This is a genomic window from Catellatospora sp. IY07-71 (assembly GCF_018326265.1).
GTDB lineage: Bacteria > Actinomycetota > Actinomycetes > Mycobacteriales > Micromonosporaceae > Catellatospora.
Window position 1 is genome coordinate 3,327,935 of sequence record NZ_AP023360.1, and the last position, 24,814, is coordinate 3,352,748.

General features: G+C 73.0%; 24 protein-coding genes. 11 read left to right on the forward strand and 13 right to left on the reverse strand.

Features of this window, described 5'->3' with window-relative positions:
• Nucleotides 1-60 precede the first annotated feature (60 nt).
• On the reverse strand, nucleotides 61-1,152 hold the full coding sequence (locus tag CS0771_RS15225) for a winged helix DNA-binding domain-containing protein (RefSeq protein ID WP_212841584.1): 1,092 nt from the start codon (nucleotides 1,150-1,152) through the stop codon (nucleotides 61-63).
• A gap of 126 nt (nucleotides 1,153-1,278) precedes the next feature.
• On the opposite strand from CS0771_RS15225, the gene tnpB reads away from it, so the two are divergent.
• The 3 genes from tnpB (at nucleotide 1,279) to CS0771_RS15240 (ending at nucleotide 4,664) form a co-directional block, all read left to right on the forward strand.
• A complete protein-coding gene (gene tnpB / locus CS0771_RS15230; RefSeq protein ID WP_212841585.1) occupies nucleotides 1,279-2,661 on the forward strand; it encodes an IS607 family element RNA-guided endonuclease TnpB in 1,383 nt (460 codons plus the stop codon).
• 81 nt (nucleotides 2,662-2,742) lie between these two features.
• Nucleotides 2,743-3,906: an amidase family protein gene (locus CS0771_RS15235; RefSeq protein WP_212841586.1), complete on the forward strand. Its 1,164-nt coding sequence runs from the start codon at nucleotides 2,743-2,745 to the stop codon at nucleotides 3,904-3,906.
• Nucleotides 3,903-4,664, forward strand: coding sequence for an EcsC family protein (locus CS0771_RS15240; RefSeq protein WP_212841587.1), 762 nt, complete (start codon nucleotides 3,903-3,905; stop codon nucleotides 4,662-4,664). The genes CS0771_RS15235 and CS0771_RS15240 overlap by 4 nt, the downstream gene beginning before the upstream one ends.
• Before the next feature lie 246 nt (nucleotides 4,665-4,910).
• Here CS0771_RS15240 and CS0771_RS15245 read toward each other — a convergent pair whose 3' ends face one another.
• A complete protein-coding gene (locus tag CS0771_RS15245; protein ID WP_212841588.1) occupies nucleotides 4,911-5,651 on the reverse strand; it encodes a DNA-binding transcriptional regulator in 741 nt (246 codons plus the stop codon).
• Nucleotides 5,652-5,757: 106 nt separating this feature from the next.
• Here CS0771_RS15245 and CS0771_RS15250 point away from each other — a divergent pair, with 106 nt between their 5' ends.
• Nucleotides 5,758-5,991, forward strand: coding sequence for a hypothetical protein (locus CS0771_RS15250; protein ID WP_212841589.1), 234 nt, complete (start codon nucleotides 5,758-5,760; stop codon nucleotides 5,989-5,991).
• A gap of 172 nt (nucleotides 5,992-6,163) precedes the next feature.
• On the opposite strand, the gene CS0771_RS15255 is transcribed toward CS0771_RS15250, so the two are convergent.
• Together CS0771_RS15255 and CS0771_RS15260 are read right to left on the reverse strand one after the other, a co-directional pair.
• Complete coding sequence (locus CS0771_RS15255) at nucleotides 6,164-7,411, reverse strand: sporulation protein (protein ID WP_212841590.1); 1,248 nt, start codon at nucleotides 7,409-7,411, stop codon at nucleotides 6,164-6,166.
• A gap of 60 nt (nucleotides 7,412-7,471) precedes the next feature.
• Nucleotides 7,472-7,678, reverse strand: a complete 207-nt coding sequence (locus CS0771_RS15260) for a DUF2277 domain-containing protein (RefSeq protein ID WP_203745198.1) — start codon at nucleotides 7,676-7,678, stop codon at nucleotides 7,472-7,474.
• Nucleotides 7,679-7,712: 34 nt separating this feature from the next.
• On the opposite strand from CS0771_RS15260, the gene CS0771_RS15265 reads away from it, so the two are divergent.
• Nucleotides 7,713-8,600, forward strand: coding sequence for a hypothetical protein (locus CS0771_RS15265; RefSeq protein ID WP_212841591.1), 888 nt, complete (start codon nucleotides 7,713-7,715; stop codon nucleotides 8,598-8,600).
• A 70-nt stretch (nucleotides 8,601-8,670) separates the two neighbouring features.
• On the opposite strand, the gene CS0771_RS15270 is transcribed toward CS0771_RS15265, so the two are convergent.
• A complete protein-coding gene (locus tag CS0771_RS15270; RefSeq protein ID WP_212841592.1) occupies nucleotides 8,671-9,636 on the reverse strand; it encodes a GlxA family transcriptional regulator in 966 nt (321 codons plus the stop codon).
• A gap of 19 nt (nucleotides 9,637-9,655) precedes the next feature.
• On the opposite strand from CS0771_RS15270, the gene CS0771_RS15275 reads away from it, so the two are divergent.
• The 3 genes from CS0771_RS15275 (at nucleotide 9,656) to CS0771_RS15285 (ending at nucleotide 14,421) form a co-directional block, all read left to right on the forward strand.
• Complete coding sequence (locus tag CS0771_RS15275) at nucleotides 9,656-11,014, forward strand: MFS transporter (protein ID WP_371821404.1); 1,359 nt, start codon at nucleotides 9,656-9,658, stop codon at nucleotides 11,012-11,014.
• Nucleotides 11,015-11,125: 111 nt separating this feature from the next.
• Nucleotides 11,126-12,328 carry a glycosyltransferase family 4 protein gene (locus tag CS0771_RS15280; protein WP_244870803.1) on the forward strand — a complete coding sequence of 401 codons (1,203 nt, stop codon included), beginning with the start codon at nucleotides 11,126-11,128 and terminating at the stop codon, nucleotides 12,326-12,328.
• Between the two features lie 53 nt (nucleotides 12,329-12,381).
• Complete coding sequence (locus CS0771_RS15285) at nucleotides 12,382-14,421, forward strand: glycogen debranching N-terminal domain-containing protein (protein WP_244870804.1); 2,040 nt, start codon at nucleotides 12,382-12,384, stop codon at nucleotides 14,419-14,421.
• Nucleotide 14,422: 1 nt separating this feature from the next.
• Here CS0771_RS15285 and CS0771_RS15290 read toward each other — a convergent pair whose 3' ends face one another.
• Both CS0771_RS15290 and CS0771_RS15295 read right to left on the reverse strand, forming a co-directional pair.
• Nucleotides 14,423-15,262, reverse strand: a complete 840-nt coding sequence (locus tag CS0771_RS15290; RefSeq protein WP_212841595.1) for a SigB/SigF/SigG family RNA polymerase sigma factor — start codon at nucleotides 15,260-15,262, stop codon at nucleotides 14,423-14,425.
• Nucleotides 15,263-15,328: 66 nt separating this feature from the next.
• On the reverse strand, nucleotides 15,329-15,742 hold the full coding sequence (locus CS0771_RS15295; RefSeq protein ID WP_212841596.1) for a YbjQ family protein: 414 nt from the start codon (nucleotides 15,740-15,742) through the stop codon (nucleotides 15,329-15,331).
• Between the two features lie 139 nt (nucleotides 15,743-15,881).
• Between CS0771_RS15295 and CS0771_RS15300 the strand changes: the two genes are divergently transcribed.
• Nucleotides 15,882-16,367, forward strand: a complete 486-nt coding sequence (locus tag CS0771_RS15300) for an 8-oxo-dGTP diphosphatase (RefSeq protein ID WP_212841597.1) — start codon at nucleotides 15,882-15,884, stop codon at nucleotides 16,365-16,367.
• A gap of 206 nt (nucleotides 16,368-16,573) precedes the next feature.
• Here the strand turns inward: CS0771_RS15300 and CS0771_RS15305 are convergent, their stop codons facing one another.
• From CS0771_RS15305 to CS0771_RS15325, 5 genes are all read right to left on the reverse strand, one after another.
• Nucleotides 16,574-16,906, reverse strand: coding sequence for a helix-turn-helix domain-containing protein (locus CS0771_RS15305; RefSeq protein ID WP_212841598.1), 333 nt, complete (start codon nucleotides 16,904-16,906; stop codon nucleotides 16,574-16,576).
• Nucleotides 16,903-17,271, reverse strand: a complete 369-nt coding sequence (locus CS0771_RS15310) for a type II toxin-antitoxin system RelE/ParE family toxin (RefSeq protein ID WP_244870805.1) — start codon at nucleotides 17,269-17,271, stop codon at nucleotides 16,903-16,905. Before CS0771_RS15310 ends, CS0771_RS15305 begins: the two co-directional genes overlap by 4 nt.
• 77 nt (nucleotides 17,272-17,348) lie before the next feature.
• Entirely contained in the window at nucleotides 17,349-18,533 is a 1,185-nt protein-coding gene (locus CS0771_RS15315; protein WP_212841600.1) for an ABC transporter permease, read from the reverse strand.
• The gene (locus tag CS0771_RS15320; RefSeq protein ID WP_212841601.1) at nucleotides 18,530-19,297 is read right to left on the reverse strand and encodes an ABC transporter ATP-binding protein; all 768 of its coding nucleotides are present in this window, start codon (nucleotides 19,295-19,297) and stop codon (nucleotides 18,530-18,532) included. The genes CS0771_RS15315 and CS0771_RS15320 overlap by 4 nt, the downstream gene beginning before the upstream one ends.
• The gene (locus CS0771_RS15325) at nucleotides 19,294-20,634 is read right to left on the reverse strand and encodes an efflux RND transporter periplasmic adaptor subunit (RefSeq protein ID WP_212841602.1); all 1,341 of its coding nucleotides are present in this window, start codon (nucleotides 20,632-20,634) and stop codon (nucleotides 19,294-19,296) included. Before CS0771_RS15325 ends, CS0771_RS15320 begins: the two co-directional genes overlap by 4 nt.
• 93 nt (nucleotides 20,635-20,727) lie before the next feature.
• Here CS0771_RS15325 and CS0771_RS15330 point away from each other — a divergent pair, with 93 nt between their 5' ends.
• Together CS0771_RS15330 and CS0771_RS15335 are read left to right on the forward strand one after the other, a co-directional pair.
• Entirely contained in the window at nucleotides 20,728-21,873 is a 1,146-nt protein-coding gene (locus CS0771_RS15330; protein ID WP_212841603.1) for an AI-2E family transporter, read from the forward strand.
• A 62-nt stretch (nucleotides 21,874-21,935) separates the two neighbouring features.
• On the forward strand, nucleotides 21,936-22,490 hold the full coding sequence (locus CS0771_RS15335) for a hypothetical protein (RefSeq protein WP_212841604.1): 555 nt from the start codon (nucleotides 21,936-21,938) through the stop codon (nucleotides 22,488-22,490).
• Nucleotides 22,491-22,602: 112 nt separating this feature from the next.
• Here the strand turns inward: CS0771_RS15335 and CS0771_RS15340 are convergent, their stop codons facing one another.
• Complete coding sequence (locus tag CS0771_RS15340; protein WP_212841605.1) at nucleotides 22,603-24,651, reverse strand: Hsp70 family protein; 2,049 nt, start codon at nucleotides 24,649-24,651, stop codon at nucleotides 22,603-22,605.
• Nucleotides 24,652-24,814 lie beyond the last annotated feature (163 nt).

Here is a 24,814-nt window from a genome sequence, read left to right on the forward strand (position 1 = left end):
GAGAATCCTTCGCGATCGATCGCTGCCCGTCAAGCCGGTGTCCGATCCCGAACAGAAAGCTCAGCCCGCATCGACGTGGTACGCCTTCACGCCCGGCACGGCGAACGCCAGCAGCCGCCGCGCCTCCTCGCCCAGCGCCGCCCGCTGCACGTCGCTGAGCTGGCCGAACGGCTCCACGCGCAGCGTCGCGGCGTCCCGGCCGCGCTCGATGCGCCAGGTCCCGGCGACGAAGCCGTCGGCCAGCACCGTCGCCTTGATGATGCCGTTGATCGTGAACACCCGTTTGCGGTGCTCGTCGGAGATGATCCGGGTGCGGTCGGCGTGCGAGAGCAGCACCGAGTCGAACTCGCCGAGCAGCCGCAGCGGCGCCGGCTCGGCGGCGTCGGGCCGGGGCGCGTCCGGCAGGTCGTACAGCTCCACGCCGCGCTCGTCGCGGAAGGTCACCAGCTGCGGCCGCAGGCCCGCCACGACCTCCTTCAGCCGGGTCAGCCCCGACCAGGCCTGCATGTCCTGCACGCTCGCCGGGCCGTACGCGGCCAGGTAGCGCAGCACCATCCGCGCCGGGTCGGGAGCGGTCAGCTCCGCGGACAGCCACGACTCGGCCGAGGTGTGCGCGGCCTGCCCGCTCGACCCCCACAGCCCGCGCGGCGGCACCTGCACCAGCGGCACCCGCGTGCGCACCACCGGCGCGAGCGCCTCGGCGTCGTGGCCGGGGAAACGCTCGGCGAGCAGCGCGCCCAGCTCGGCGAACGTGCGCGGTCGCGCCTCGACCAGCTCGCGGCCGTGCGCGGCGACCGTGTAGAGGTCGAGCCCGGTCAGCCGCTTGCCGTAGGTGACGGCGAAGCCGCGGTCGTGCGCCGGCTGCAGCACCGGGCGCAGGGCGAGGCAGTCCTCGGCGGTGACCAGGTGGATCGTCGAGCGCATCAGCGCGATGCGCACCGCCCGCCGGTCCGTGATCAGCTGCGACAGCTCCTCCGGGGCGAAGCCGTCCAGCCGGTTCCACAGCGCCAGGTAGGGCGGGTTCGGTGCCTGGGCCTGCAGGCCGTACAGGTGCGCGACGGCGTCGTACACCGGCATCTCGGCACGTCGGAGCAGGAGCTGGCGCGCCAGCAGCGCCCGGTTGAGCGTTTGGCGGCTGAGCACTGCGGTCATTGGGTATCCAGCTGTTGGCGGTTGAGTGAACTATGGCGGGCTTGAGTATGCATTGGTGTGCCGTCGGCTTACTGCAGGCTGCGGGTGATGGCTGGGATTGTCGTAGCCGGTGTGTAGTGTGCTGGTGTGTCCGATGTGGCTGGTGGTGTCCTGGTGCAGGCGTATCGTTTCGCCCTGGACCCGACCCCGGCCCAGGACCGTGACCTGCACCGGCATGCCGGAGCCGGGCGGTTCGCGTTCAACTGGGCTTTGGCCACGGTGCGCGCCAACCTCGGCCAACGCGCCGCTGAACGCACCTACGGCCTGGACGGTGAGCAGTTGACGCCGGCGCTGGGCTGGTCCCTGCCCGCCCTGCGCCGCGCCTGGAACACGGCCAAGCCCCAGGTCGCGCCGTGGTGGGGTCAGTGCTCGAAGGAAGCCTTCAATACCGGCCTCGACGGTTTGGCGCGGGCGCTGGGCAACTGGTCCGCCTCCCGGTCAGGCCGCCGTGCCGGACCCCGGGTGGGGTTCCCGCGGTTCCGGTCGCGGCGGCGGGTGACGCCGTCGGTGCGGTTCACCACCGGAACCATCCGCGTGGAGGAAACCCGCCACCATGTGACCCTGCCAAGGCTGGGCCGCATCCGCACCCACGAATCCACCCGCAAACTCGCCCGCCGTCTGCACGCGGGCACGGCTAGGATCCTGTCGGCGACCGTCCGGCACACCGGTGGGCGCTGGCATGTGTCGTTCACCGTGCAGATCACCCGCACCGCGCGCACCCCGACCCGCCCGCAGCAGACTGTCGGCGTCGATCTTGGGATCGCGAGCCTGGCGGTGCTGTCGACCGGGCAGGTCGTGCCCAATCCCCGGCATTTGACCCGGGCGCAGGCGCGGCTGCGCACAGCTGCCCGGAGCCTGTCCCGGCGCCAAGGCCCGGACCGGCGCACCGGACAGCAGCCGTCCCGGCGCTGGCAGCAGGCCAAGATCCGCCTGACCCGCGCACATGCCCGGGTGGCGAACCTGCGCGCCGACGGCCTGCACAAGCTCACATCGTCTCTGGCCGGCACGTACGGCACGATCGTGGTCGAGGACCTCAACGTCGCCGGGATGATCCGCAACCGGCGTCTGGCGCGCCACATCGCCGACGCCAGCTGGGCCACCCTGCGCCGGCAACTCGAATATAAGAGCACGTGGCACGGCGGGCGTCTGGTCGTGGCCGACCGGTGGTTCGCCTCCTCGAAGACCTGTTCGACCTGCGGCGCAGTGAGACCCAAACTGCCGCTGCAGGTACGGACCTACACCTGCGAGCAGTGCGGTCTGTGCCTGGACCGTGATCTGAACGCGTCGATCAACCTGCAGCAGTACGTCGCCCGGAGTGGCCGGGAGACGCAAAACGGCCGTGGAGCCGACCATAAGACCACCCTCGTGGTGGCAGGTGGCTGTGAAACGACCACCCCGCACCACCGCCTCGGTGGGTTAGACGGGGACCGTCGGCCGGCAACGGCCGACTGCAACACGAGTGCTCACTAGAGACTACTCGATTGCAACGGTCCTAAGCTACGTGGTGCGCCCGCACTCCCCGGCCGGGCGCTCGTGGTAGGAGAGTGTGCGATGACGGACCTCGCGGCCCCCGGCCCTTACGTGCCCTGGGTGACGGCCATCCCGCCGCGCCCCGAGACGGGCGGGCCCCTGCGCGGCGTACGGCTGGCCGTCAAAGACCTGTTCGATGTGGCCGGACTGCCGACCGGCGCGGGCAACCCGACCTGGCTGGCCACCCACCCGGCCGCGAAACGCGACGCCGCCGCGGTCGCCGTGCTGACCGGCGCGGGCGCGGCCATCGTCGGCAAGACGCACACCGACGAGATGGCCTACAGCCTGTTCGGCACGAACGAGCACTACGGCGCCCCCGACAACCCGGCCGCGCCCGGCCACATCACCGGCGGCTCGTCCAACGGCACCGCCGCCGCGGTCGCCGAGGGCTCCGCCGACCTGGGCCTGGGCACCGACACTGGCGGCTCGGTGCGCATCCCCGCCGGCTGGTGCGGCCTCTACGGCCTGCGCCCGAGCCACAACCGGGTCAGCCGGGCCGGGGTGGTGCCGCTGTGCGGCTCGTTCGACGTGCCGGGCCTGCTCACCCGGGACCTGGCGCTGCTGCGTACCGCGACGGGGGTGCTGCTGAGCAGCCGCCCCGGGACCAGCCCGGCCCGCGCCGTGCACGCCCCCGCCGACCTGTGGGAGCTGGCCGAGCCCGCCGTCCGCGACGCGCTGCAGCCCCTGCTGGACAGGCTCGCGGGCGTGCTGCCCGTCGACGAGAAGCCGCTGTGGGGCGCCGGGCCCGCACCCGACTACCGGCTGGCCTACGCGGTGCGCACCGGCTGGGAGTTCTGGCAGCGCCACGGCGAGTGGGTACGCGCCGAGCACCCGCACTTCGGCCCCGGCGTCACCGAGCGGGTGCGCGCCGCGTCGGGGCGCACCCTCGACGAGCTGGGCACGGCCGACCGCGAGATCAACCAGGTGAAGTCCACGATGGCCCGGGTGCTCGACGGCGCGGTGCTGGCCATCCCGACCGCGCCCAGCCCCGCCCCCGCGCGCGGCGCCGACACCGGCCCGCTGCGCGCCCCGATCCTCGGCCTGACCGGCATCGCCAGCGTCGCCGGGCTGCCCGCGCTCACCGTGCCCGGCGCCCACGTCGGCGGCCTGCCCGTCGGGCTGTGCCTGATCGGCGCGGCCGGCGCCGACGAGTCCCTGCTGGAGCTGGCGGAGGTGCTGCAATGACGACGGAGCCCGGAGCGATCGTCCCGACCGGAGTCGAGCTGGACACCCGGGAGGCCCCGCCGCCCGGCCTGTGGCAGCAGATGCGGGCCGACCCGCAGTACGCGCCCGAGCACCTGGCGCTGGAGGCGGTGCGCCGCATCGGCCCGCAGGCCGCCGCCTGGGTCACCCGGATGCGCATGCTGTACCCGCACATGCACCCGGACGGCATGGCCCAGGTCGCGATCCGCCGGTTCCGGCGGCACGCCCGGCTCAGCGGCGCGGTGTCCGGCTCGATCGGGCTGCCCGGCGCGGTCGCCGACGTGGCCACGCTCGCCTGGACCCAGTCCCGCCTGGTGCTGCACCTCGCCGCCGTGTACGGCATCGACCCCACCCACCCCGACCGGGCCACCGAGCTGCTCGTCCTGCAGCGCGTGCACAAGGCGACCGAGGCGGCCCGGCTGGCGCTCGGCGTCGCGCAGGGCCGCGAGGGCATCGCCGGCGCGATCGCCAAGGGCGCCGGCACCACCGCGAGCCGCGCCCCCGTCGGCCGGGCGCTGGGCCTGCTCAGCTGGAAGCTCGCCCGGATGGCCGGCATGCGCGCGGTCCGCAAGCTCGCCGCGAAGGCGATCCCGTTCGCCTCCATCGTGTTCGGGGCCTGGGCCAACTCCGCCACCGTCAACGACCTGGCCCGCCGCGCCCTCGCCCAATACCGCCCCACCGCCCTCCCCGCCGTCCCCCACCCCCGCCCCCCGCAGGGCCAGGCCCTCCCACCCCGTTGATCATGAACTTATGGCACGGCTCGACGGCGCGTCGCGGCCACAACCTCCTGATCGACACGGCTGTTCGGGCGGGCGGGGTGGCGGGATCGCGTTCTCGGGTCGGCTGCGGTGGGTTGGACCCCGCTATGTGACACGAGACGGCGATCTTGGCTGGTCTGGGTTGGATGATCGTGAGTTCGTGTCAAGATCTGCGGTCTGGCCAGAGGTTTCGACACGAGACGGCGATCTTCGTGGGCGACGAAGGGGTCAGGGCTTCGGGGGGCGGTTGTAGCGGTCCATGGCGGCCTTGTTGGTGGAGGCCTCCTGGAAGACGAGCTCCCACGGGCCGGTGTTGACGTCCATCTCCTTGCCGAAACCGACCCACTTGCCCGCCATGCGCCGTCCCGTCGGCTCCACCAGCAGCTGGATCGCTCCGTGGTAGCGCGCGCCGCGGTAGTAGCCGTCGGCTGCGGTCTGCTCCACCCACGTGCCCGTGACGACGTTGCCGTCCACGGTGAGATCCATGGTCAGCGGTGAGTCCGACGAACCAGGCAGGCTGCGGACGGTGAGCCGGTCGCTGTGCTGCAGCACCACGACGTAGTGCAGGCCGGAGAAAATGGCGTCCCGGCCGCTGGACCGGTACTCGTACCGGCTCAGCCAGATGCCCGAGTGGTTCGGGGCGGACGCGGCGGCCGTGCGTGGCAGCACTGGTGGCACTGTGACCTGCAGCGATGCGGAATCGTGCGCCTCGTCGGCGGCGGCGTGGGGCACCGCGAGGGAGAAACCGAGCGAGCTGATGGGTAGGCCGGTCACAACCTCCAGGGCTCGGGCGTACACCGGCCGGGGCGTGACGATCAGGCCGGCCTCCCAGCGCTGCACCAGGCGCTTGCTCGCGTCATTGGGCACCCCGGCGCGTTGCCCGGCGTCGCGGATGGCGCGGGCGAAGTCATCCTGGCTCATGAGCATGCCCATGCGGATCGCGCGCAACGTCGCGTTTGGAGCTGTCATGCAGACAGCGTACGCCTAATGACGCCGAAATGACGCCTCCGATGTCGCCGCACGGACGCCACTTCGGACGCCGCGACGCCACATCCGGGCCGCCTACGTTCGCGTCATGGACATGCCGATGGCAGAACCGGAGTTCCTGAGGTACGCCGACGCGCAGGCCGCGTACGGCCGCCACCTGCTGGCCGAGCATCAACGGGACGGCACCGGCTGCTGCCGCTCGTGCGGCCGGGCACACCCCTGCGAGCAGCGCGCGCACGGCGGACGGCTCGTCGTGCACTACGCGGACTGGGACGGCGGCGGGCCTGCCCTCGTGCGCCCGTATCTGCGTACCGCCGGATGAGACGTGGGCGCGTGCGGGGCCATGGCTCGCACCCCGACCCGCACGCGCCCACCCCGTCTCTGCTGCCCGCCGTACCGGCGGTTGATCGCGATCTCGTGTCAAGATCTGCGGTCTGGCCAGAGGTTTCGACACGAGACGGCGATCTTGCTCGCGGGCGGCGTGACGCACCGGGTCAGAAGTCGCCGCCGAAGCCGCCGGAGTCGAAGCCGCCCGCGTCGTAGCCGCCGGTGTCCCAGCCTCCGGCGTCGTAGCCACCGTCCTGGTAACCGCTGTCCTGGTAACCGCTGTCCTGGTAACCGCTGTCCTGGTAGCCCTGGTCGTAGCCGGTGTCGGCGACGGCGGCGCTGTCCGCGTCGGCCGGCTGGGCGTCGGCTGGCGCCGTGTCCGAGCCGGCCGGGTCCGGGGCGTCGGCAGCGTCCGCGCCCGCCGCGTCCGCGCCCGCGGCGTCGGGGGTGAGGGCGTCGTGGATCATGTCGCTGACCACCATGCCGCCGAGGAAGCCGAGCGCCGCGCCGCCCAGCCCGGCGCCGATCATGGAGCCGGTGCCCCGGTATCCGCCGTACCGGTACCCGCCGAACCCGTGGCCGGGGTACGCGTACGGCCGGCTCGGATGCCCCGAGTGGTGCGGCGGCCCGGGTGCGTGCACGGGCGGGCGCATGAAGGCGCCCGGGTCCTGGGCGGGCAGGCTGGACAGCCGTTCCAGCGCCCTGCGCACCCAGCCGTCGACCAGCTCGATCCAGCGCGCCGGATCGGCTGACAGTTCCCGTGCCTGCTCGGCGCTCACCCGATGCGTGTCGCCCTGGCCGGCCCGCCCGGCCAGCTCGGCGGTGACGGTCGCGCCCTGCGGGTCGGCCGCGAGCAGGAACACCAGCTGCGGGATCTGCGGGCCGGGCGCCTGCCCCTGCGGGATCGGCGCGTAGAACGTGACGGCCTGGGCGGGCGGGCGGCCGGGGCGGAGGTCGCTGCGTACGAAGCGGCAGCCGATCGTGCCGAGCGCGTCCAGCACGTGCTGGTGGATCTCGGCGGGTTCGACGCCGATCGGGTCGAAGTCCGTCTTCGCGCTGCCCGAGGCGACGCTGACCTGCGTACGCACCCCGACGGTCACCCCGGGCATCGGGCGCCCGTAGACCAGGGTGATCGGCACGGGGTACGGCGCCGCCAGGTGGAACCCGACAGCGTGCCCGGTGCCCCCGCGCAGCGTGAACCGGTCGGCGACCGGGTAGCGGCCGAGCTCGGTCTCGGCGCCGTTCGTGTTCGCCACCAGCAGCAGCTGCACCGCGGTGATCTCGACGTCGCCCTTGGCGTGCAGCCGGACCTGGCCGGAGAACGCGCCGCCGGGCCGCACGGCCGGGGTGGCCAGCACCGTGTCGACGTCGACCCCGCCGAAGCCGAGGCTGCTCAGGATGCGCCGCAGGACCATGCATCCATCATCCCCGCGTACGCCGGCGCGCAGCCCGCGAACCGGCGACGCGGGAAGGGGTCAGCGGCGCACCTGGAGGGTGGCGAGCAGCTCGGCGGTGGCGGCGGTGACGGCCGCGACGGCGCGGTCGAAGGCTTCGGCGTTGTGCGCCGCGGGGGTGCGGAAACCCGAGATCTTGCGGACGTACTGCAGGGCGGCGGCCCGCATGTCCTCCTCGGTGACGAGTTCCTGGAACGGCGGGCGAAGGGTCTTGATGCTCCGGCACATGGTTGCCATTGTGCTCCGTGGGCATGATTGACGGGTGTCCGCTGCCGCCCCGACGCCCGAGCCCCGGCCCTTCGCCGTACACGCGCTGACGGCGTTGCTGGCGGTGACCGCGCTGGCCACGGCCGCGGTCGAGTGGCTGAACTGGTACTACGCCGCGGACGGCGGCTACGCCCTGTTCGTGCGGACGGGCTGGGCGCTGCTGCGCTCGCTGCTGTTCCTGGTGCTGATCTTCCACCTGTGGCGGGGCCGCCAGGGCGCGGCGCCGTTCGGGCTGATCCTGGCGGTGACGACGATCTTCTCGGTGGCCCGGCTGGTGGTGCCGAAGCAGGGGTATCCGGCGCTGCCCGGCATCGCCGGGTTCGCGGTGGTGGCCCTGCTGTGCCTGGGCGTGGTGCTGCTGCTGTACCGGTCGGCGAGCGTGCGGGAGTACCTGGCGCGGCCGCGTACCCGGTGGTGGATCGGGCGGGACGGGATCCAGCGGCGGCCGGTGGAGCCGCGGCCGCACGTGCCCGGCTGGGTGCTGACCACGCGGGTCGCCGTGTTCAGCTACAGCGCGCTGATGCTGGTCGCGTGCGTGGTGTCGGTCGGGTTGCTGTTCGACGGGCGTCCGGCGCTGCTGCCGCTGATCGTCGTGTGGTTCGTGTTCGCGCTGGTGGTCAGTTACGTGGCGCTGTTCCTGAGCATATTCCTGGTCAAGGGCAGGCGCTGGGCGCGGGTGCTGCTGGTGGGGCTGACCCTGGGGGTGCTGCTGGTGCACCTGCCGCTGTGCGCGGCCCTGCTCGGCGCGGACGGCCTGGTCCGTGACGGTGGCCCGCTCCTGGTCGCGGCGGTGCTGGCCCTCTGGGGCCTGTGGCGCGCGGGCCGCAACGGCCACTTCACTCAGGCACCCGCCAATCCCGCCCGCGAACCCTCCAACGCGTGACCCTCCCGCCCCGCGCTGCCCGTCCGGCCCTCGCGGCGCGACGCCGGGAGCGGCCATGGGCGGCGGGGCGTCAGGCCGGGGTGCGGAAGGTGCGGCGGTAGGTGAGGGGCGCGGTGCCGACCGCGGCGCGCAGGTGCTGGCGCAGGGAGACGGCGGTGCCGAAGCCGGCCCGGCCGGCGATCTGGTCGATGGACAGGTCGGTGCTCTCCAGCAGGTGACGGGCGTGCTCGACGCGCTGCCGGGTGAGCCAGCGGCCGGGGGACAGGCCGGTCTCCTCGCGGAACCGGCGGGTGAACGTGCGCACGCTCATCCGTGCGTGCCGGGCGAGCTGGTCGAGGTCGAGGGGTTCGCCGAGGCGGGCCAGGGCCCAGTCGCGGGTGGCGGCGGTGGAGGCGTCGCCGACGGCGGGCAGCGGGCGCTCGATGAACTGGGCCTGGCCGCCGTCGCGCCAGGGGGCGACGACGCAGCGGCGGGCGGCGCGGTTGGCGACCTCGCTGCCGTGGTCGCGGCGTACGACGTGCAGGCACAGGTCGAGCCCGGCGGCGACGCCGGCGGAGGTGAGCACGTCGCCGTCGTCGATGAACAGCACCTCGGCGTCGAGCCGGACCTGCGGGAAGCGGGTGCGGAAGTCGTCGGCGTAGGCCCAGTGGGTGGCGGCGGGGCGGCCGTCGAGCAGCCCGGCGGCGGCGAGCGCGAACGCCCCGGTGCAGATGGACATGATCCGCTTGCCGGCGGTGTGGGCGGCGCGCAGCGCGGCCATGGCGGGACCGGCGGCGAAGGTGCCCAGGTGCTCGCGGTGGATGCCGGGCACGATCACGGTGTCGGCCCAGCCGAGCAGGTCGAGGTCGTGGTCTGGCTGCACGGCGAAGCCGGCGCTGCACCGGATCGGGCCGCCGTCGGGGGTGCAGATCCGGGTCTCGTAGAGCCGGTGTCCGGCGCTGTCGGTGGCGCAGCCGAACACCTGGCTGGGGATGCCGAGGTCCAGGGCCATGACGCCGTCGAGGGCGAGCACGGCGACGCGGTGGCGAACGGTCATGGCTGGATTCTTTCACATAGTGGCGTTCAGGCCACTGTCTGCGCGGCGTAACTTCTCGCACCATGGCCTGGTGACGTTGCTTGAAGACAGGGTCAAACCGGCCCGTAGCCAGCATCTGGCCTGGGCCGCGGCCGCGGTGGCGCTGGTCGCCATCGTGGGCGCGGCCGGCTTCCGGGCCACCCCGGGGGTGCTGATCGACCCGCTGCAGCAGGAGTTCGGCTGGTCGCGGGGCACCATCTCGCTGGCCGTATCGGTCAACCTGGTGCTCTACGGGCTGACCTCGCCCTTCGCCGCCGCGCTGATGGAGCGCTTCGGCATGCGCCGGGTGGTGTCCGGCGCGCTGCTGCTCGTCGCGGCGGGCAGCGGGCTGACCGTGTTCATGAGCGCGAGCTGGCAGCTGGTGCTGTGCTGGGGCCTGCTGGTGGGCCTGGGCACCGGCTCGATGGCGCTGGCGTTCGTGGCCACGTTCACCAACCGGTGGTTCGTGCGGCACCGGGGCCTGGTGACCGGGGTGCTGACGGCGGGCGGCGCGGCGGGGCAGCTGGTGTTCCTGCCGCTGCTGGCCTCGCTGGTGCAGTCCTACGACTGGCGGATCGCGGCGCTGACCGTGGCCGGTGCGGCGCTGCTGGTGGTGCCACTGGTGCTGTGGCTGCTGCGGGACAGCCCGGCCGACATCGGCACCACGGCGTACGGCGCGGACCCCGATGAGCCCGTCGCGGCGCCGCCGGTGCAGACCGGGGCGGCCCGGCGGGCCCTGGGTGCGCTGCGCGACGCGGCGCGTACCCGGACGTTCTGGCTGCTCGCGGGAGGTTTCGCGATCTGCGGTGCGACCACCAACGGCCTGGTGGGCACGCACTTCATCCCGGCCGCGCACGACCACGGCATGCCGACCACGACCGCGGCGGGGCTGCTGGCGCTGGTGGGGATCTTCGACATCGCGGGCACGATCCTGTCCGGCTGGCTGACCGACCGCTTCGACCCGCGCCGGCTGCTGGGGATCTACTACGCGCTGCGCGGGCTGTCGCTGATGATCCTGCCGGGGCTGTTCGCGGCCGACCCGCACCCGAGCATGCTGGTGTTCATCCTGTTCTACGGGCTGGACTGGGTGGCGACCGTGCCGCCGACGATCGCGCTGTGCCGCAGGCACTTCGGCGAGTCCGGGCCGATCGTGTTCGGCTGGGTGTTCGCCGCGCACCAGTTCGGCGCGGCGGGCATCGCGCTGGTCGCGGGCGTGGTCCGGGACAGCTCGGGCTCGTACTCGGCCGCGTTCTACGGCGCCGGGCTGCTGTCGCTGGCGGCCACGGCGATGTCACTGGCGATCGTCCGGCCGGGCGTGCCGCGCCGCTGGCGCCTGACCCCGGACGCGGTGCGGTCCTGACGGCCGGTCTACTTCATGAAGGTCACGCCATTCTTGTGCCGGTAACGTGGCGTTATCTTGATCATGAAGTGGCATGCATGAAATACCGCCATAAGGGGTATTCCAGTCCGCGTGACTACCACGCTGGTGAAGGGCGGTACCCCGCCCGAACATCTCGCCAGGGTGCAGAGCACCCTGTCCGCCAACGGCCACGCACCGCTGAAGGTAGCGATGGTGGCCCCGCCCTACTTCGACATTCCGCCACAGGCGTACGGCGGTATCGAGGCGGTCATCGCCGATCTCGCGAACGCGCTGGTCGACCTGGGTCACCAGGTCACGGTGATCGGCGCCGGCCGTGACGGCACGCGCGCGCGGTTCTGGCAGGTGTGGGAGCAGGCGGTCCCGGAGCGGCTGGGCGAGCCCGGCCCCGAGATCATCTACGCGACGCTGACGCGGCGGGTGGTGGAGAACCTGCACGCGGCCGGTGAGGTCGACGTCGTGCACGACCACACGTTCGCCGGGCCGCTCAACGCGCCCGCGTACGACGCCATGGGCCTGCCCACCGTCGTCACGGTGCACGGGCCGGTCGACTCCGAGCTGCGCGGCTACTACCGCACCCTGGACCGCGACCTGTCGCTGGTGGCGATCAGCCACCGCCAGCGCGCGCTGGCCCCGGAGCTGAACTGGGTCGGCGCCGTGCACAACGGGCTGCGCCCGCAGGACTGGCCGTTCCAGCGGGAGAAGAAGGACTACGCGCTGTTCCTGGGCCGGTTCAGCCCGGACAAGGGCGCGCACACCGCGGTACGGGCGGCGCACGAGGCCGGGCTGCCGCTGATCCTGGCCGGCAAGTGCGCCGAGGCGGCCGAGAAGAAGTACTTCGCCGAGCAGGTTGAGCCGCTGCTCGGGCCGCACGACGACATGATCGGCATCGCCGACGCGACACTCAAGCGCGAGTTGCTGGCAAACGCCCGCTGCCTGCTGTTTCCTGTGCAGTGGGAGGAACCTTTCGGCATGGTGATGATCGAGTCGATGGTGTGCGGCACGCCGGTGGTGGCGCTGCGCGCCGGTGCGGTGCCCGAGGTCGTGGAGGACGGCGTGAGCGGGTTCATCTGCGACGACCCCGGGCAGCTGCCCGCGGCGATGCGTGCCGCGGTGGAGCTGGACCCGGCGGAGTGCCGCGAGCACGTGGTGCGGCGCTTCAGCGACGAGCGGATGGCGATGGGCTACGTGCAGGCGTACCGGGCCGCGCTGGCGGAACGGCGTCAGCCGCGCTCCTCGCGTGGCGCGCGGCTTGCGGTGCGGTCCGGACGGCTGACCTCGGCGGGTGACCGGTGACGGCTCCCGCCCCCTTGAACGCAGGCGACCCCGCGCCGCACGGCCAGGGTCAGGTGACCATCGTCGAAGGCACCACGTTCAGCATCTGCGCGCCCAGCGGGGACATGGAGCCCGGGGGCGCGCAGGGGCTGTTCTTCCGGGACACCCGGATCATCTCGCGCTGGCAGTTGCGGGTGGACGGGCAGGCGCCGCAGCCGCTGTCGGTGGTCGACGCCGACGCGTACGCCGCCCGGTTCATGCTGCGCCGCCAGCCCGCCGCCGGGCACGCCGACAGCACGCTGCTGGTGGTGCGCGAGCGCTGCGTCGGCGAGGGCATGCGTGAGATCGTCACGCTGACCAACGTCGGCCGCGAGGCGACGCTGGTGCACCTGGAGCTGCACGTCGACTCCGACTTCGCGGACCTGTTCGCGGTGAAGGAGGGACACGCCGGCGGCTCGGCCACGCACTCCAGCGCCAGCGGCGTGAACCTGGTGTTCAGCCGCCCTGACGGCTCGCGCGGCCTGCTGGTGCACGCCACCGGCGAGCCGACGAGCACGCACAACGGGCTGAGCTGGCAGGTGGTGATCCCGGCGCGGGACGAGTGGCGCACCGAGATCGTGGTGCACCCGGTGGTGGAGAGCCGCCGCATCGAGCCGCGCTTTCGCGACCACATGGAGGCCGAGGAGGCCGAGGCGCACACCTGGCGGCGCAACGTCACCTCGATCCGCGCGCAGCACCAGGACCTCAACCTGGTGCTGCGGCGCAGCGTGCGCGACCTGGACGCGCTGCGCATCTCGACGGGGGAGGAGCCGGGGCAGACCTTCGTCGCGGCCGGCGCGCCCTGGTTCATGACCCTGTTCGGCCGGGACAGCCTGCTCACCTCGTGGATGACGCTGCCGCTGGACCCGAAGCTGGCGGTGGGCACCCTGCATACGCTGGCCGCGCTGCAGGGCCGCGGCGTGGACCCGCGCACCGAGGAGGAGCCCGGCCGGATCCTGCACGAGCTGCGGCTCGGCCCGCAGAGCGCGTCGGCGCTGGGCGGCACCCACTACTACGGCACCATCGACGCCAGCCCGCTGTTCGTCGCCCTGCTGGGGGAGGCCTGGCGGTGGGGCGCGGCCGAGTCGGACGTGCGCACGCTGCTGCCCGCCGCCGACGCGGTGCTGGCCTGGCTCGACGGCTACGGCGACCGCGACGGCGACGGGTTCGTGGAGTACCAGCGGGCCACCGACCGGGGCCTGTTCAACCAGGGCTGGAAGGACAGCTGGGACGGCGTCAACGACGCGGCGGGGCAGCTCGCCGAGCCGCCGGTCGCGCTCGCCGAGGTCCAGGCGTACGCGTACGCGGCCTGGCTCGGCCGCGCCGACCTGGCCGACGCGTTCGGCGAGCCGGCCGTGGCCGACAACTGCCGCCAGCGCGCCGAGAAGCTGCGCGCCCGTTTCGCCGAGGCGTTCTGGCTGCACGACGAGGGCTACTTCGCGATCGCGCTGGACGGGCGCAAGCGGCAGATGGACGCGATGAGCAGCAACGTGGGCCACTGCCTGTGGACCGGCATCGTCACCGACGAGCACGCCGAGCGGCTGGTCGCCCGCCTGTCCCAACCGGACATGGACAGCGGCTTCGGCCTGCGTACGCTGTCGGACCGGTCGGGGGCGTACAACCCGATGAGCTACCACAACGGGTCGGTGTGGCCGCACGACACGGCGCTGTGCGTGGCGGGCCTGATGCGCTACGCCCACATCCCCGGCGCGGTCGAGCTGGCCCACCGGCTCACCGCGGGGCTGCTGCGCGCCGCGACGGCGTTCGGCGGCCGGCTGCCCGAGCTGTTCTGCGGGTTCGCCGCCGACCAGTTCCACCCGCCGGTGCCGTACCCGACCTCGTGCTCGCCGCAGGCCTGGGCCAGCGCCGCGCCGCTGCTGATCGTGCGGGCCTTCCTCGGGCTGGACCTGAACGTGCCGCGCGGCGAGGTGGTGCTGCGTCCGCGGCTGCCGCAGGAGTGGGGCACCGTCACGCTGGACCGGCTGCCGTTCAACGGCTCGCTGCTGAAGATCACCGCGTCGGGCACCGAGGCGGAGGTGCAGGGCCTGCCGGAACCCCCGAACGTCAGCGGCTGACTCACAGCTGATCGGCCAGGGCCTGGCGCAGCTGCTGCAGGCACCGCGCCAGCAGCCGTGACACGTGCATCTGGGACAGGCCCAGCCGCTGCGCGATCTCGGCCTGGGTGAGGTCGCCGCAGAAGCGCAGCGCCAGGATCTGCTGGTCGCGTGGGGTGAGCGTGGCGACGGCCGCCTGGATGGCCTGCCGGTCGGGCAGCGACTCCAGGCGGCGGTCCTGCTCGCCGAGCAGCTCGCCGAGCTCGGCGAAGCCGCTGCCGCTGCGCACCACGCTGTTGAGCGAGCTGACGGCGTACGCGTGGGCGCACTCCAAGCCGTCGCGAATGTCGTTCTCGGAGCGGCCGAGGTGCCCGGCCAGGTCACGTACGTCCGGGGTGCGCTGCAGGGCCTGGCACAGCTGCGGCACCGCGCGGCTGATCTCCAGATGCAGCTCCTGCAGCCGCCGGTGCACCCGCAGCGCCCAGCCGCGGTCGCGGAAGTGCCGGCGCAGCTCGCCGAGCATGGTGGGCGCGGCGAAGTGCTCGAACCGGACGCCGTGGCTGGCGTCGTACCGGTCCACGGATTTGATCAGGCCCAGCAGCGCGACCTGCACGAGGTCGTCGGGGTCCTCGCCGCGGCAGCTGAACCGCCGGGCCAGCCGCCGGGCCAGCGGCATCCCGGCACGGATGACCGCGTCCCGGGCCCGGTCGCGGGCCGGGTCACCCGGCGGTATGCGGCGCAGCCGCTCCAGCGCCACCGAGACCCTGCGGTCGCGCTCGGCTGTCCACGCCTCGGTGAGCGGTTCCGAAGAACCGCGTTCCGGGTCGGGTTCGATAGTCAACGTGTCGGCACGGGTGCTCATCGCCGCCATCCGCTGGTCACGCCGTCGCGCCGCCGGTGTGGCGGCTGTCGTCGGCCCTCAGCAGCTCTATGCGGATTTTAGCGACATGTCGGTAGCCGGCGCGGAGGTTGCCGGCTTTCTAGGGCGGGGCAGCGCGGCCACCTCCGCGTGCACCGCCGTGCCGTAGGCGCAGATCTCCACCCACGACTCGGTGACCTGGCGGTTGTCGAAGCGCATCGCGAGCACCGCGTTGGCGCCCATGCGCCGGGCGACGCGCGCCATGCGGTCGACGGCCTCCAGCCGGCACTCGGTCAGCATGTGGATGCGCACGTCCATGCTGACGCCGGTGCCGTCGTTGACGTTCTTGAAGCCTTCGGTGTACGGGCTGAGCGTCCGCGCCGACAGGCCGAGCACCTCGCCGAAGACCGTCCTGACCGTGTACCCCGGCAGTTGGTCCGTCGTGACGACCAGCACGCCCCCGCGGTTGACCGCATCCCTCATGACACCACCTCCTGGTAAGTCCGATAAAGGTGTTATGTCCATCGTGAATGAAAAAGGCATCATCTGGTACTCATTTACCAGCCTTTTGTGTTAATGGGGTGAATGGGACAGCGCTCGTGAGCTGTGCGAACATGCCGTCATGCCACTGACGCCGATCATCGCCACGCTCGCCTACGTGCTCTCCCCGGACGGCGGCAGCGTGCTGCTGCTGCACCGGGACAAGCGGCCCGACGACATCCACTACGGCAAGCATGTCGGGCTCGGCGGCCGGGTCGAGCGCGACGAGGACGTGCTCACCGGCGTCAAGCGTGAGGTGCAGGAGGAGTCCGGCCTGATCGCACGGGAGCTGTCGCTGCGCGGCACGGTGTCCTGGCCCGGGTTCGGCAAGGGCGGCGCGGACTGGTTCGGCTTCGTGTTCCGCGTCGACTCCTTCGACGGCGTCGCGCATGAGGGCAACCACGAGGGCACGCTGACCTGGCTGCCGCTCGAGCGGCTGTTCGAGGTGCCCATGTGGGCCAGCGACCGGGAGTGGCTGCCCATGGTCTTCGACGACGACCCGCGCCCGTTCCACGGCGTCATGCCCTACCGCGACGGCGAGATGCTCAGCTGGAGCTACCTGCGCTGAGGCGCTGGCTGCGGCACAACACCGGGATGATGAACATCTCGTCTCTCGCTGGCGGTCGACGGCGTCTGGGGCAGGAACACCCGCAAGAGGATGTGGTTCTCGTCGGGCTTCAACGCCGACCGCGTGTACGTCCCGCGGGTCTGGCGATATGAGCCGTCCGGCCCGCCCGTCACCGCATCGCGGTGGCGGGCAGGCCTCTTGGCGGTTCAGGCGATGTTGAGCTGGATGTTGCCGATGCGGGCGACGATGTCGAGGTGGCCGCCGAGCCCGGTCACATAGGCGCGCAGACTCTCCAGACTGGTCGCGGCACCGCTCTCGATTTGACTGATCCGAGCCTGGGACAGACCCGCGGTCTCGGCGAGCTGGCTTTGGGTGAGGCCGAGCTGCTTGCGGATCTCCGCGAGCTGGGCGCCGCTGACGGAGGCAAGCATCTCCTCGCGCATGCGGGCTCGACGGACCGTGCGCTCCTCGGTGTCCCAGGTGGGGTCCGCGGTGCGGGCCTTGGCCTTCACATCCCGCCAATTCGATGGGGCGGTCATCGCCGTTCCTCCTTCAGCCTCGTCAGATGTTCTTCAAGCCGTTCGTCTGCCAGGGGAACCGCGCTCTGGTACCACCGTTTCCACTGTCCGGACTTGTCCCCGGCGATAAGGAAGATCGCCTCGCGTAGCGGGTCGAACGCGAAGAGCAGCCGAACCTCTGTCGAGCCGGAGGAGCCCGGTCGCAGTTCCTTCATATGGTGGAATCTGCTGGTCTGAATCCGATCGACCAACGGTCGGCCGAGCGCCGGGCCGTGCTCGGCGAGCAGATCGATGGCCTCGGCGACCAGGTCGGCGCTGATCGGATCGGTGGCGCACAGCTCCAGGAACCAAGTCTCGACCTCTTCGTGGAGGTTGATTTCCCACACCCGCCCAGTATAAGCAGCACTTATACTGGGCGCCAGAAATGCGAGCGTCGAGCGCATACCAGAATGATCGGTACGGCTCAATCAGTGCGCAGCGCTACGACCGGGTCCAGCTTCCCGGCCCGCTGCGCCGGCGCCACTCCGAACACGATGCCGACCGCGCATGAGACGCCGAACGCCAGCGCGATCGACCACCAGGTCAGCGCCGCGGGCACGGGGCTCAGCGCGGCCACGGCGAGGGACACGCCCACCCCGAGCGCGATCCCGAGCAGGCCTCCCGTCGTGGTCAGCAGCACCGCCTCCAGCAGGAACTGCGTGCCGATGTCGCGCGGCCGGGCGCCCAGCGCCTTGCGCAGCCCGATCTCGCGGGTGCGCTCGCGGACGGATACCAGCATGATGTTGGATACGCCGACGCCGCCGACCAGCAGCGAGATGCCCGCGATCGCGGCCAGCACGGCGGTGAGCACGCCCAGGATGTCGCCCAGCGCGCCCAGGATCTGCTCCTGGGTCACCGCGCTGAACTGCTCGTCCGGGTGGCGGCGGGTCAGCTCCGCGACGATGTCGTCGCCGAGTGAGTCGATGGTCGCGGCGTCGGGCGCCTTGACCGCGAACGCGTCCACCCGTTTGGTGGCCAGCAGCCGCTGCGCCGTGCTCAGCGGGATGTGCACCTCGTTGTCGCGGTCCACGCCCAGGCTCTGGCCCAGCGGCGCGAACACCCCGATCACCCGGAAGCGCACGCCCGCGATGGTGACCTGCTGCCCGACCGGGTCGCGCTCGCCGAACAGGACCCGCGCCACCGAGTCGCCGAGCACCGCCACGCGGCGGCCGGTGTCCACATCGGTGCGGGTCAGGTAGGTGCCGGTGCGCAGGTCGCGCAGGAACACCTTCGGCGTCGTCTCCAGCACGCCCAGCACGCTGGTGAACGCCGACTCCTTGCCGGCGCGTACGCTCTCGCCCGAGGTCAGCGACACCGCCACCCGGTCGCGCGAGCCGACCACCCGGATGACCGCGTCCAGATCGGACTGGTCCAGCCGGGACACCGCCGGCGCGGCGTTGAGGCTCACCTGGCCGGGCACCACGATCAGCAGGTTCGAGCCGAGCCCTTCGACCTGGGCCTGCACCTCGTTCTTGGTGCCGGTGCCCAGCGCCACCAGGATCACCACGGCCGCGACGCCGATCACCATGCCCAGCATGGTCAGGCCGCTGCGCAGCCGGTTGGCCCGCAGCGCGTCCAGCGCGACCCGCCACGCCTCCGCCAGCCTCACCGGGCCGCCTCCCCGCCGTCGTCGCCCGGCTGCTCACCCGGGCCGGAGCTGCGCTGCTGCGGGATGACCGGCCCCGGCGCGGCGCTGTCGGAGACCACGACGCCGTCGCGCATCGTGATCTGCCGCCGCGCCCGCGCGGCCACCTCCCGGTCGTGCGTCACCAGCACCACGGCCACCCCCTCGGCCGTGTTGAGCCGCTCCAGCAGCTCCAGCACGGCCGCGCCGGTGGCCTGGTCCAGGTTGCCGGTGGGCTCGTCGGCCAGCAGCACGGCGGGCTCGGTGACCAGCGCCCGCGCGATGGCCACGCGCTGCTGCTCGCCGCCGGACATCTGGTTGGGCCTGTGGTCCAGCCGGTGCCCCAGGCCGACCCGCTCCAGCATCACCGCCGCCCGCGCCCGGCGTTCCTTCGCGCCGAGGCCGCGATACACCAGCGGCAGCGCCACGTTGTCCAGCGCGCTGGTGCGGGCCAGCAGGTGGAACGCCTGGAACACGAAGCCGATGGTGGCGTTGCGCAGGTGCGCCATCTCCGCCGGGCTCAGCCCGGCCACGTCGCGGCCGCCGATGCGCAGCTCGCCCGAGGTCGGCTGGTCCAGGCCGCCGAGCAGGTGCATCAGCGTCGACTTGCCCGAACCGGACGGGCCGACGATGGCCACGTGCTCGCCGTGCTCGATGGTGAGGGTCACCCCGCGCAGCGCGGCCACGCTCACCCCGTCCATGGCGTACGTGCGGGCCACCCCGATCGCCTCGATGGCGGGCCCGGTCACGGCAGCTCGTCGCCTTCGGCGACCCGGTCCACGCCGCGCACCACGACCCGCTCGCCCTCCTGCAGGCCGTCGGTGACCTGCAGGGTGTCCGCGCCGGACGCGCCGATCTCGACCGGGCGGCGCTGGGCGCGGCCGTCGGCGCCGCGTACCCACACGCAGTCCTTGCCGTCGCAGGTGAACACGGCCGCGGCCGGCACCGCCAGCGCGTCGGCCGCCTCGCGCACCCGCAGCCGGGCCACCGCGCTCATGCCCGGCCGCGGCGCGGGCGCGTCCGAAGGGACCTCCAGCGTCAGGTGCACCCGGTACGCCACCGCGCCGCGGCTGTTCGGCGTCGGCAGCACGTCGATCGCGCTCACCCGCGCCGGGTAGCTCACGCCGGGTGCGGCGTCCAGCTCCACGTCGGCGGCGACACCGGTCTGGACCAGCAGGATGTCGGTCTCGTCGACCTCGGCGACGACGCCCAGCTCGCTGGTGTCCACGATGGTCAGCACGGCGGTCCCGGTGCTGATCGGCGCACCGACCGCGGGTGCCGAGGCGACCCCGGCGGGGGCCGCCGCGACCGGGCCGGACACGCCGCTGGGCAGGCCCGCGCCCATCCCGCCGAGCAGGCTGCTCAGGTCGGGTGCGGCCGCGGCCGAGGACGTGCCGCCGAGCTGCACCACCCCGGCGATCGGGGCGCGCAGGCTCAGCGCGTTCACCGTCGACTTGGCCAGGTCGTACGCCTGCTGCGCCTGCAGCCGCTGCGCCGAGCCGAGCGCCTGCATCGCCGAGCCGAGCGAGGCCACGCCCCGCTGCACCGCGTCGGCGGCCGAGGCGACGCCCGCCGACGCCTGCCGGTAGCCGGTCTCGGCGGCGACGATGTGGGCGAGCAGCGCGTCCCGCACCGCCGGGTCGGCGATCTGCGCGGCGGCCTTGCGCGCCTCGTCGAACGCGTCCCGGGCGGCCTTGTCCAGCTTGCGCCGCGCCGCGCTCAGGTCCACCCGGGGCCCGCCGCCGCCGGAGCGCTTCGCCGCGTCCAGCGCCTGCTTGGCCTGGCGCAGCCGGGTCTGCGACGCCGGTGAGCTGATCACGGCGAGCAGCTGGCCCTTGGCGACCTGCTGGCCGGGCGCGACGGCGAGGCGGGCCAGGGTCCCGTCGGCGGGCGCGGTGAGCGTGACGGCGGCGCGGGCGGTGACCGAGGCGGGGGCGTCGACCAGCTCGCTGACCGTGGACCGGCCCACGTCGGCCAGGCCGACATCGGGAGTGTCCTCACAGGACGCCGCGGTCAGCGATACGAGCAGGGCGATCGCGCCGAGAGCCAGCGCGGGGCGGGTGGTGCGGTCGAGGAGGGGTCGCACTCAGGCGAGCCTACTGAGCCGCGGCAAGCGTGGCCAGACGCAGGGTGCCGCCGGGACAGTGGCATGTGGCACTCTCTTCCACGGAGGTGCCCGATGGAGGCTGAGGCTCAGGCGGAGACGAACACGCAGGCGGAGGTGGCCGAAGCCACCGCCGCGCCGGTGCCCGCGCAGCGGCTGGCCGTGGTCGACCCGAACTCGCCCGACGCCCGCACGGCCCGGCGCAACCGGCACGTCTTCACCGTCGGGTTCCTGGGCGGCCTCGGCCTGGTCTGCGCGTTCCTGCTGGCCTGGGCGGTGCGCGAGACGCTGTCCGTGCTGCTGCTCATGCTCGCCGCGCTGTTCCTCGCGATCGGACTGCACCCGGCCGTGGCCTGGCTGCACCGGCGGGGCCTGCCGCGCGGCCTCGCCGTGACCCTGGTCGCGCTCGCCTGCCTGCTGGTGTCCTGCGGCGGCCTGGTCGCGCTCGCCCCGCCGCTGTTCAACCAGACCGCCGACCTGATCGCCAACCTCCCCGGCTACCTCGACGAGCTCAACCGCAACCCGCAGGTCGCCGAGTTCTCCCAGCGCTACGACGTGATCGAGCGGCTCAAGTCGGCCGCCACGAACGAGAACATCACCAAGGCGCTCGGCGGCGCGCTGGGCGGCGTGCAGGCCGTCTTCGGCGTCATCTTCAACGTGCTCACCGTGTTCGTGCTGACGATCTACTTCCTGGCCGCCTGGACGCGGCTCAAGGAGGGCTTCTACAAGCTGTTCCCGGCCTCGCGGCGGGACACCGCGCGCGAGATCGGCGACGAGATCTTCGAGAAGATCGGGGCGTACCTGCTCGGTTCGCTGGCCATCGCCCTGGTCGCCGGGGTCAGCACGTTCGTGTTCCTGCTGATCCTCGGGGTGTCGTACGCCTTCGCGCTGGCCATGGTCGTGGCCGTGTGCGACCTGATCCCGCAGATCGGCGCGACGCTCGGCGCGATCGTCGTGGTGATCGCCGGGTTCGCGCACTCGTCCACGGCCGGCATCGCCTGCGTCGTCTTCTTCATCCTCTACCAGCAGCTGGAGAACTGGGTCATCGCGCCGCGGGTGCTGCGGCGCTCGGTCGACGTGTCCGACCTGGCGGTGATCCTGTCGGCGCTGATCGGCGCGGTGCTGCTGGGCGCGCTCGGCGCGCTGATCGCGATCCCCGTGGTCGCCGGTGTCCAGCTGACGATGCGGAAGATCGCGATGCCGCACCTCGACCGCATCTGAGACGCGCGGGCGACAGGAGTCCGACATTCCGCCGCGGCCTGGTTTGCGGTATGACTGTCGGCATGTTTCCCGACGCCACCCTCCCCGCCGCACCGTCCACTGCCGACGGCGCGGACCCGGCGACCAGGCTGTCCGAGTCCGCGCGCGGCTGGCACGGCATCCAGCTCGGCGTGCTCGGCTTCATCGGCTTCTGCGGCGTACTGAAGATGGGCGCCGAGGCGCCGGGCCCGGACTGGCTGCAGTGGACGGCCACGGCCAGCACCGTCGGCGCGTTCGTCATGGCCCTGTGGTCGATCATGCAGGTCGGCAAGGTCGCGTGGCCGGTCGAGGACCCGAGCGCCGCCCCCGACACGGCGGCGATGAGCGGGCAGCTGCGCGCCGGCATCCGTACCACCATCGTCTCGGTGGCGCTGATGGCGCTGGCCGGGCTGTCCGCGTGGTGGCCCACCGAGAGCGCGGCGTCCGTCGAGGTCAGCGACGGCAACGGGGTCACCGCCTGCGGCGTGGTCACCGAGGGCGCGCCCGAGGGCACCCTGTGGCTCACCACCGCCGACGGCCAGACCCTCCCCATCCGCCTCGCCGCCGTAGCCAACGTCCGCCCCGTCACCTCCTGCTGACCCGGCGGCCACCCCCCCAAGATCCACCGAGTTGCCTGGCACGTGGGCGAAAGCGCGCTCAAGATACGCCCAGGTGCCAGGCAAATCGGGCGATCATGCGAGGCCGGGCGGGTCAGACCTGCCAGATGTCGACGCAGGTGGTGTCGGGGGTCTGCCAGCGGGCCAGCAGGTGGTGGCCGTCGGCGCTGAAGGCGGTGCGGACCGAGCTGGCCTCGCCGATGTCGGTGCGGAACACCTCCTCGTCGGTGCCGGCCTCGTGCAGCCACACCGCGCTGCCCGCCACCCCGGCCCGCAGCCGCCCGTCGGGGCTGTCGCACTGCGGCGCGAACCCATCGTGCGGGCTGCGGTCGGTGAACCCGGCGTAGCGGCGGAACAGGTCCTCGCCGACCATCTCCTCGACCACGGTGCCGCTGCTCAGATCCCACAGCGTCGCCACGTCGCGCACGTACCGCCCGACGTGGACCTTGCGGTCGGCCTCGGCGATGAGCCGCCACTGGCCCTCGTGCACCAGCACCTTGACCGGCCGGTTGTTCGCTGCCGCCTTGAAACTGCTGGTCAGCTCGCCGCTGGCGACGTCCCACACGGAGAAATGACCGTCCGGCGTCCAGGAGACCAGGGCGAGCCGGCCGCCGGGGGCGACGAACACCTGCCCCTGGCAATCCTCGTCCCGCCGCCTGGGGCGGATCTCGTTGACCACCGCTCCGTTGTCGATGGCGCGCGTGCGCACGTACGCGCCGGTGCGCTCGCACTCCACGAGCAGCTCGTGGTCGGGGGTGAGCAGCCAGTCCCCGGCGACCTGCATGCGGTGGCGGCGGGCGGCCCGGTCGCCGCCGAGCAGCTTCGCCGACCGGCTCATCGCCGCGATGGTGTCCGAGGTCAGGTACGCGCCGGGCTCGGCGCGCCGCTCCATGAGGATGCCGTCGCGCTGCGCCGTCAGGTCGTAGACGCGGTCGTCGGCGGTGCGCACCTGCGCCAGCGTCGCCCCGGCGGTGTACTGGCCGCCCGGCTCCACCAGCCAGCGCACCAGCCGGGCCCGGCCGTCGGGCAGATCCCAGCTCAGCGGCTCCATGCGCCACGTCGCGGTGTTGGCGGGCACCTGGCGCGCGGTGCGCCGGCCGGCCCAGCGGGCGGCGCCGCGGATCACGGCGTGCTCCGGCTCGGTCGGGTGCCGCACCGGCCGGCCCAGCTCGGCACGCAGCACGGCGCGGGCCGCCGGGAGCCGGGACGCGCCGCCGACCAGCAGCACCCCGGTCACGTCCGGGAGGCTGAATCCGGCGCGGGCCACCACGGCCCGGCAGCTCGCGGCCAGCCAGCGCAGCGCCGGTTCGGCGAGCCGGTCCAGGCCGGCCCGGTCGAGCCGATATGGCGGGGCGGTCGGGGTGATCCGGTCGACGACCTCGGTGGACTCCGACAGCCGGTGCTTGACCGAGCGCACGAAGTCACCCGCGGCGTAGCGGGCGAGCAGTCCCGTGTCGCCGCCCGCCTGCAGCGCCGGGGTCAGCCAGCCGTGCAGCGCGGCCCGCAGGTCGTTGACGAGCAGCAGGTCGAAGTCCTGACCGCTGCCGGAGGTCTCGTGGGCGAGGACCTCGACGCGCTCGCCGTGCACCCGGGCCAGGGACACCGTCCAGGCCGCGCCCAGGTCGCAGACCAGCACCAGCGCGCCGTCCGGCTGGTCGCCGTGGGTGTACGGGTCCAGCACCGCCGCGGCCGCGTCGCCGACCAGCTCGGCGTCGGGGAACCCGGCCTCGGTCGCGACCGCGAGCAGCGCCTCGCGTCGGCGGTCCTGCGGCTCGTAGTACGCGGGCACGGTCAGCGCGAGCCGCTCGACGGGCACGCCGAAGCGGTGCTCTGTCTCCAGCCGCAGCACGTGCAGGTACGCCGCCAGCACCTCCTCGGCGGAGTGCTGCCGGTCGCCGAGGCGCACGGGCTCGCCGGTGTCGAGCGCCTGCCGGACTCCGGTGGCGAACCAGCGGGGCAGGGTCTCCCGGCGGCGTACGGCGGCGGTGCCGACGAGCAGGCTCTCCCCGTCGAGGCAGACCGCCGAGGGGCGGCTGAGGGCCCCGGTCACCGGGCAGGGGACGGGGTGGACCTGGGTCCCGGCGACGAGCGCCGCCGTGGTCTGGTGCGTGCCGAAGTCGACCACCAGGAGGTGCTGTGCCATAGCGGGCTCCCGATCTGCTCCGATGCGACCCGTGATGACGCCGTCGTCCGCCGCGTCGATGGTCGCCGATGCTAACGACCGGCTGTTGCATGCGGGTTAACCGTTCGCGTGTCCGCATTAACCGTCCGTGGGCTGTCCGGGGTCAGCGTCGCGCCGGTCCCGC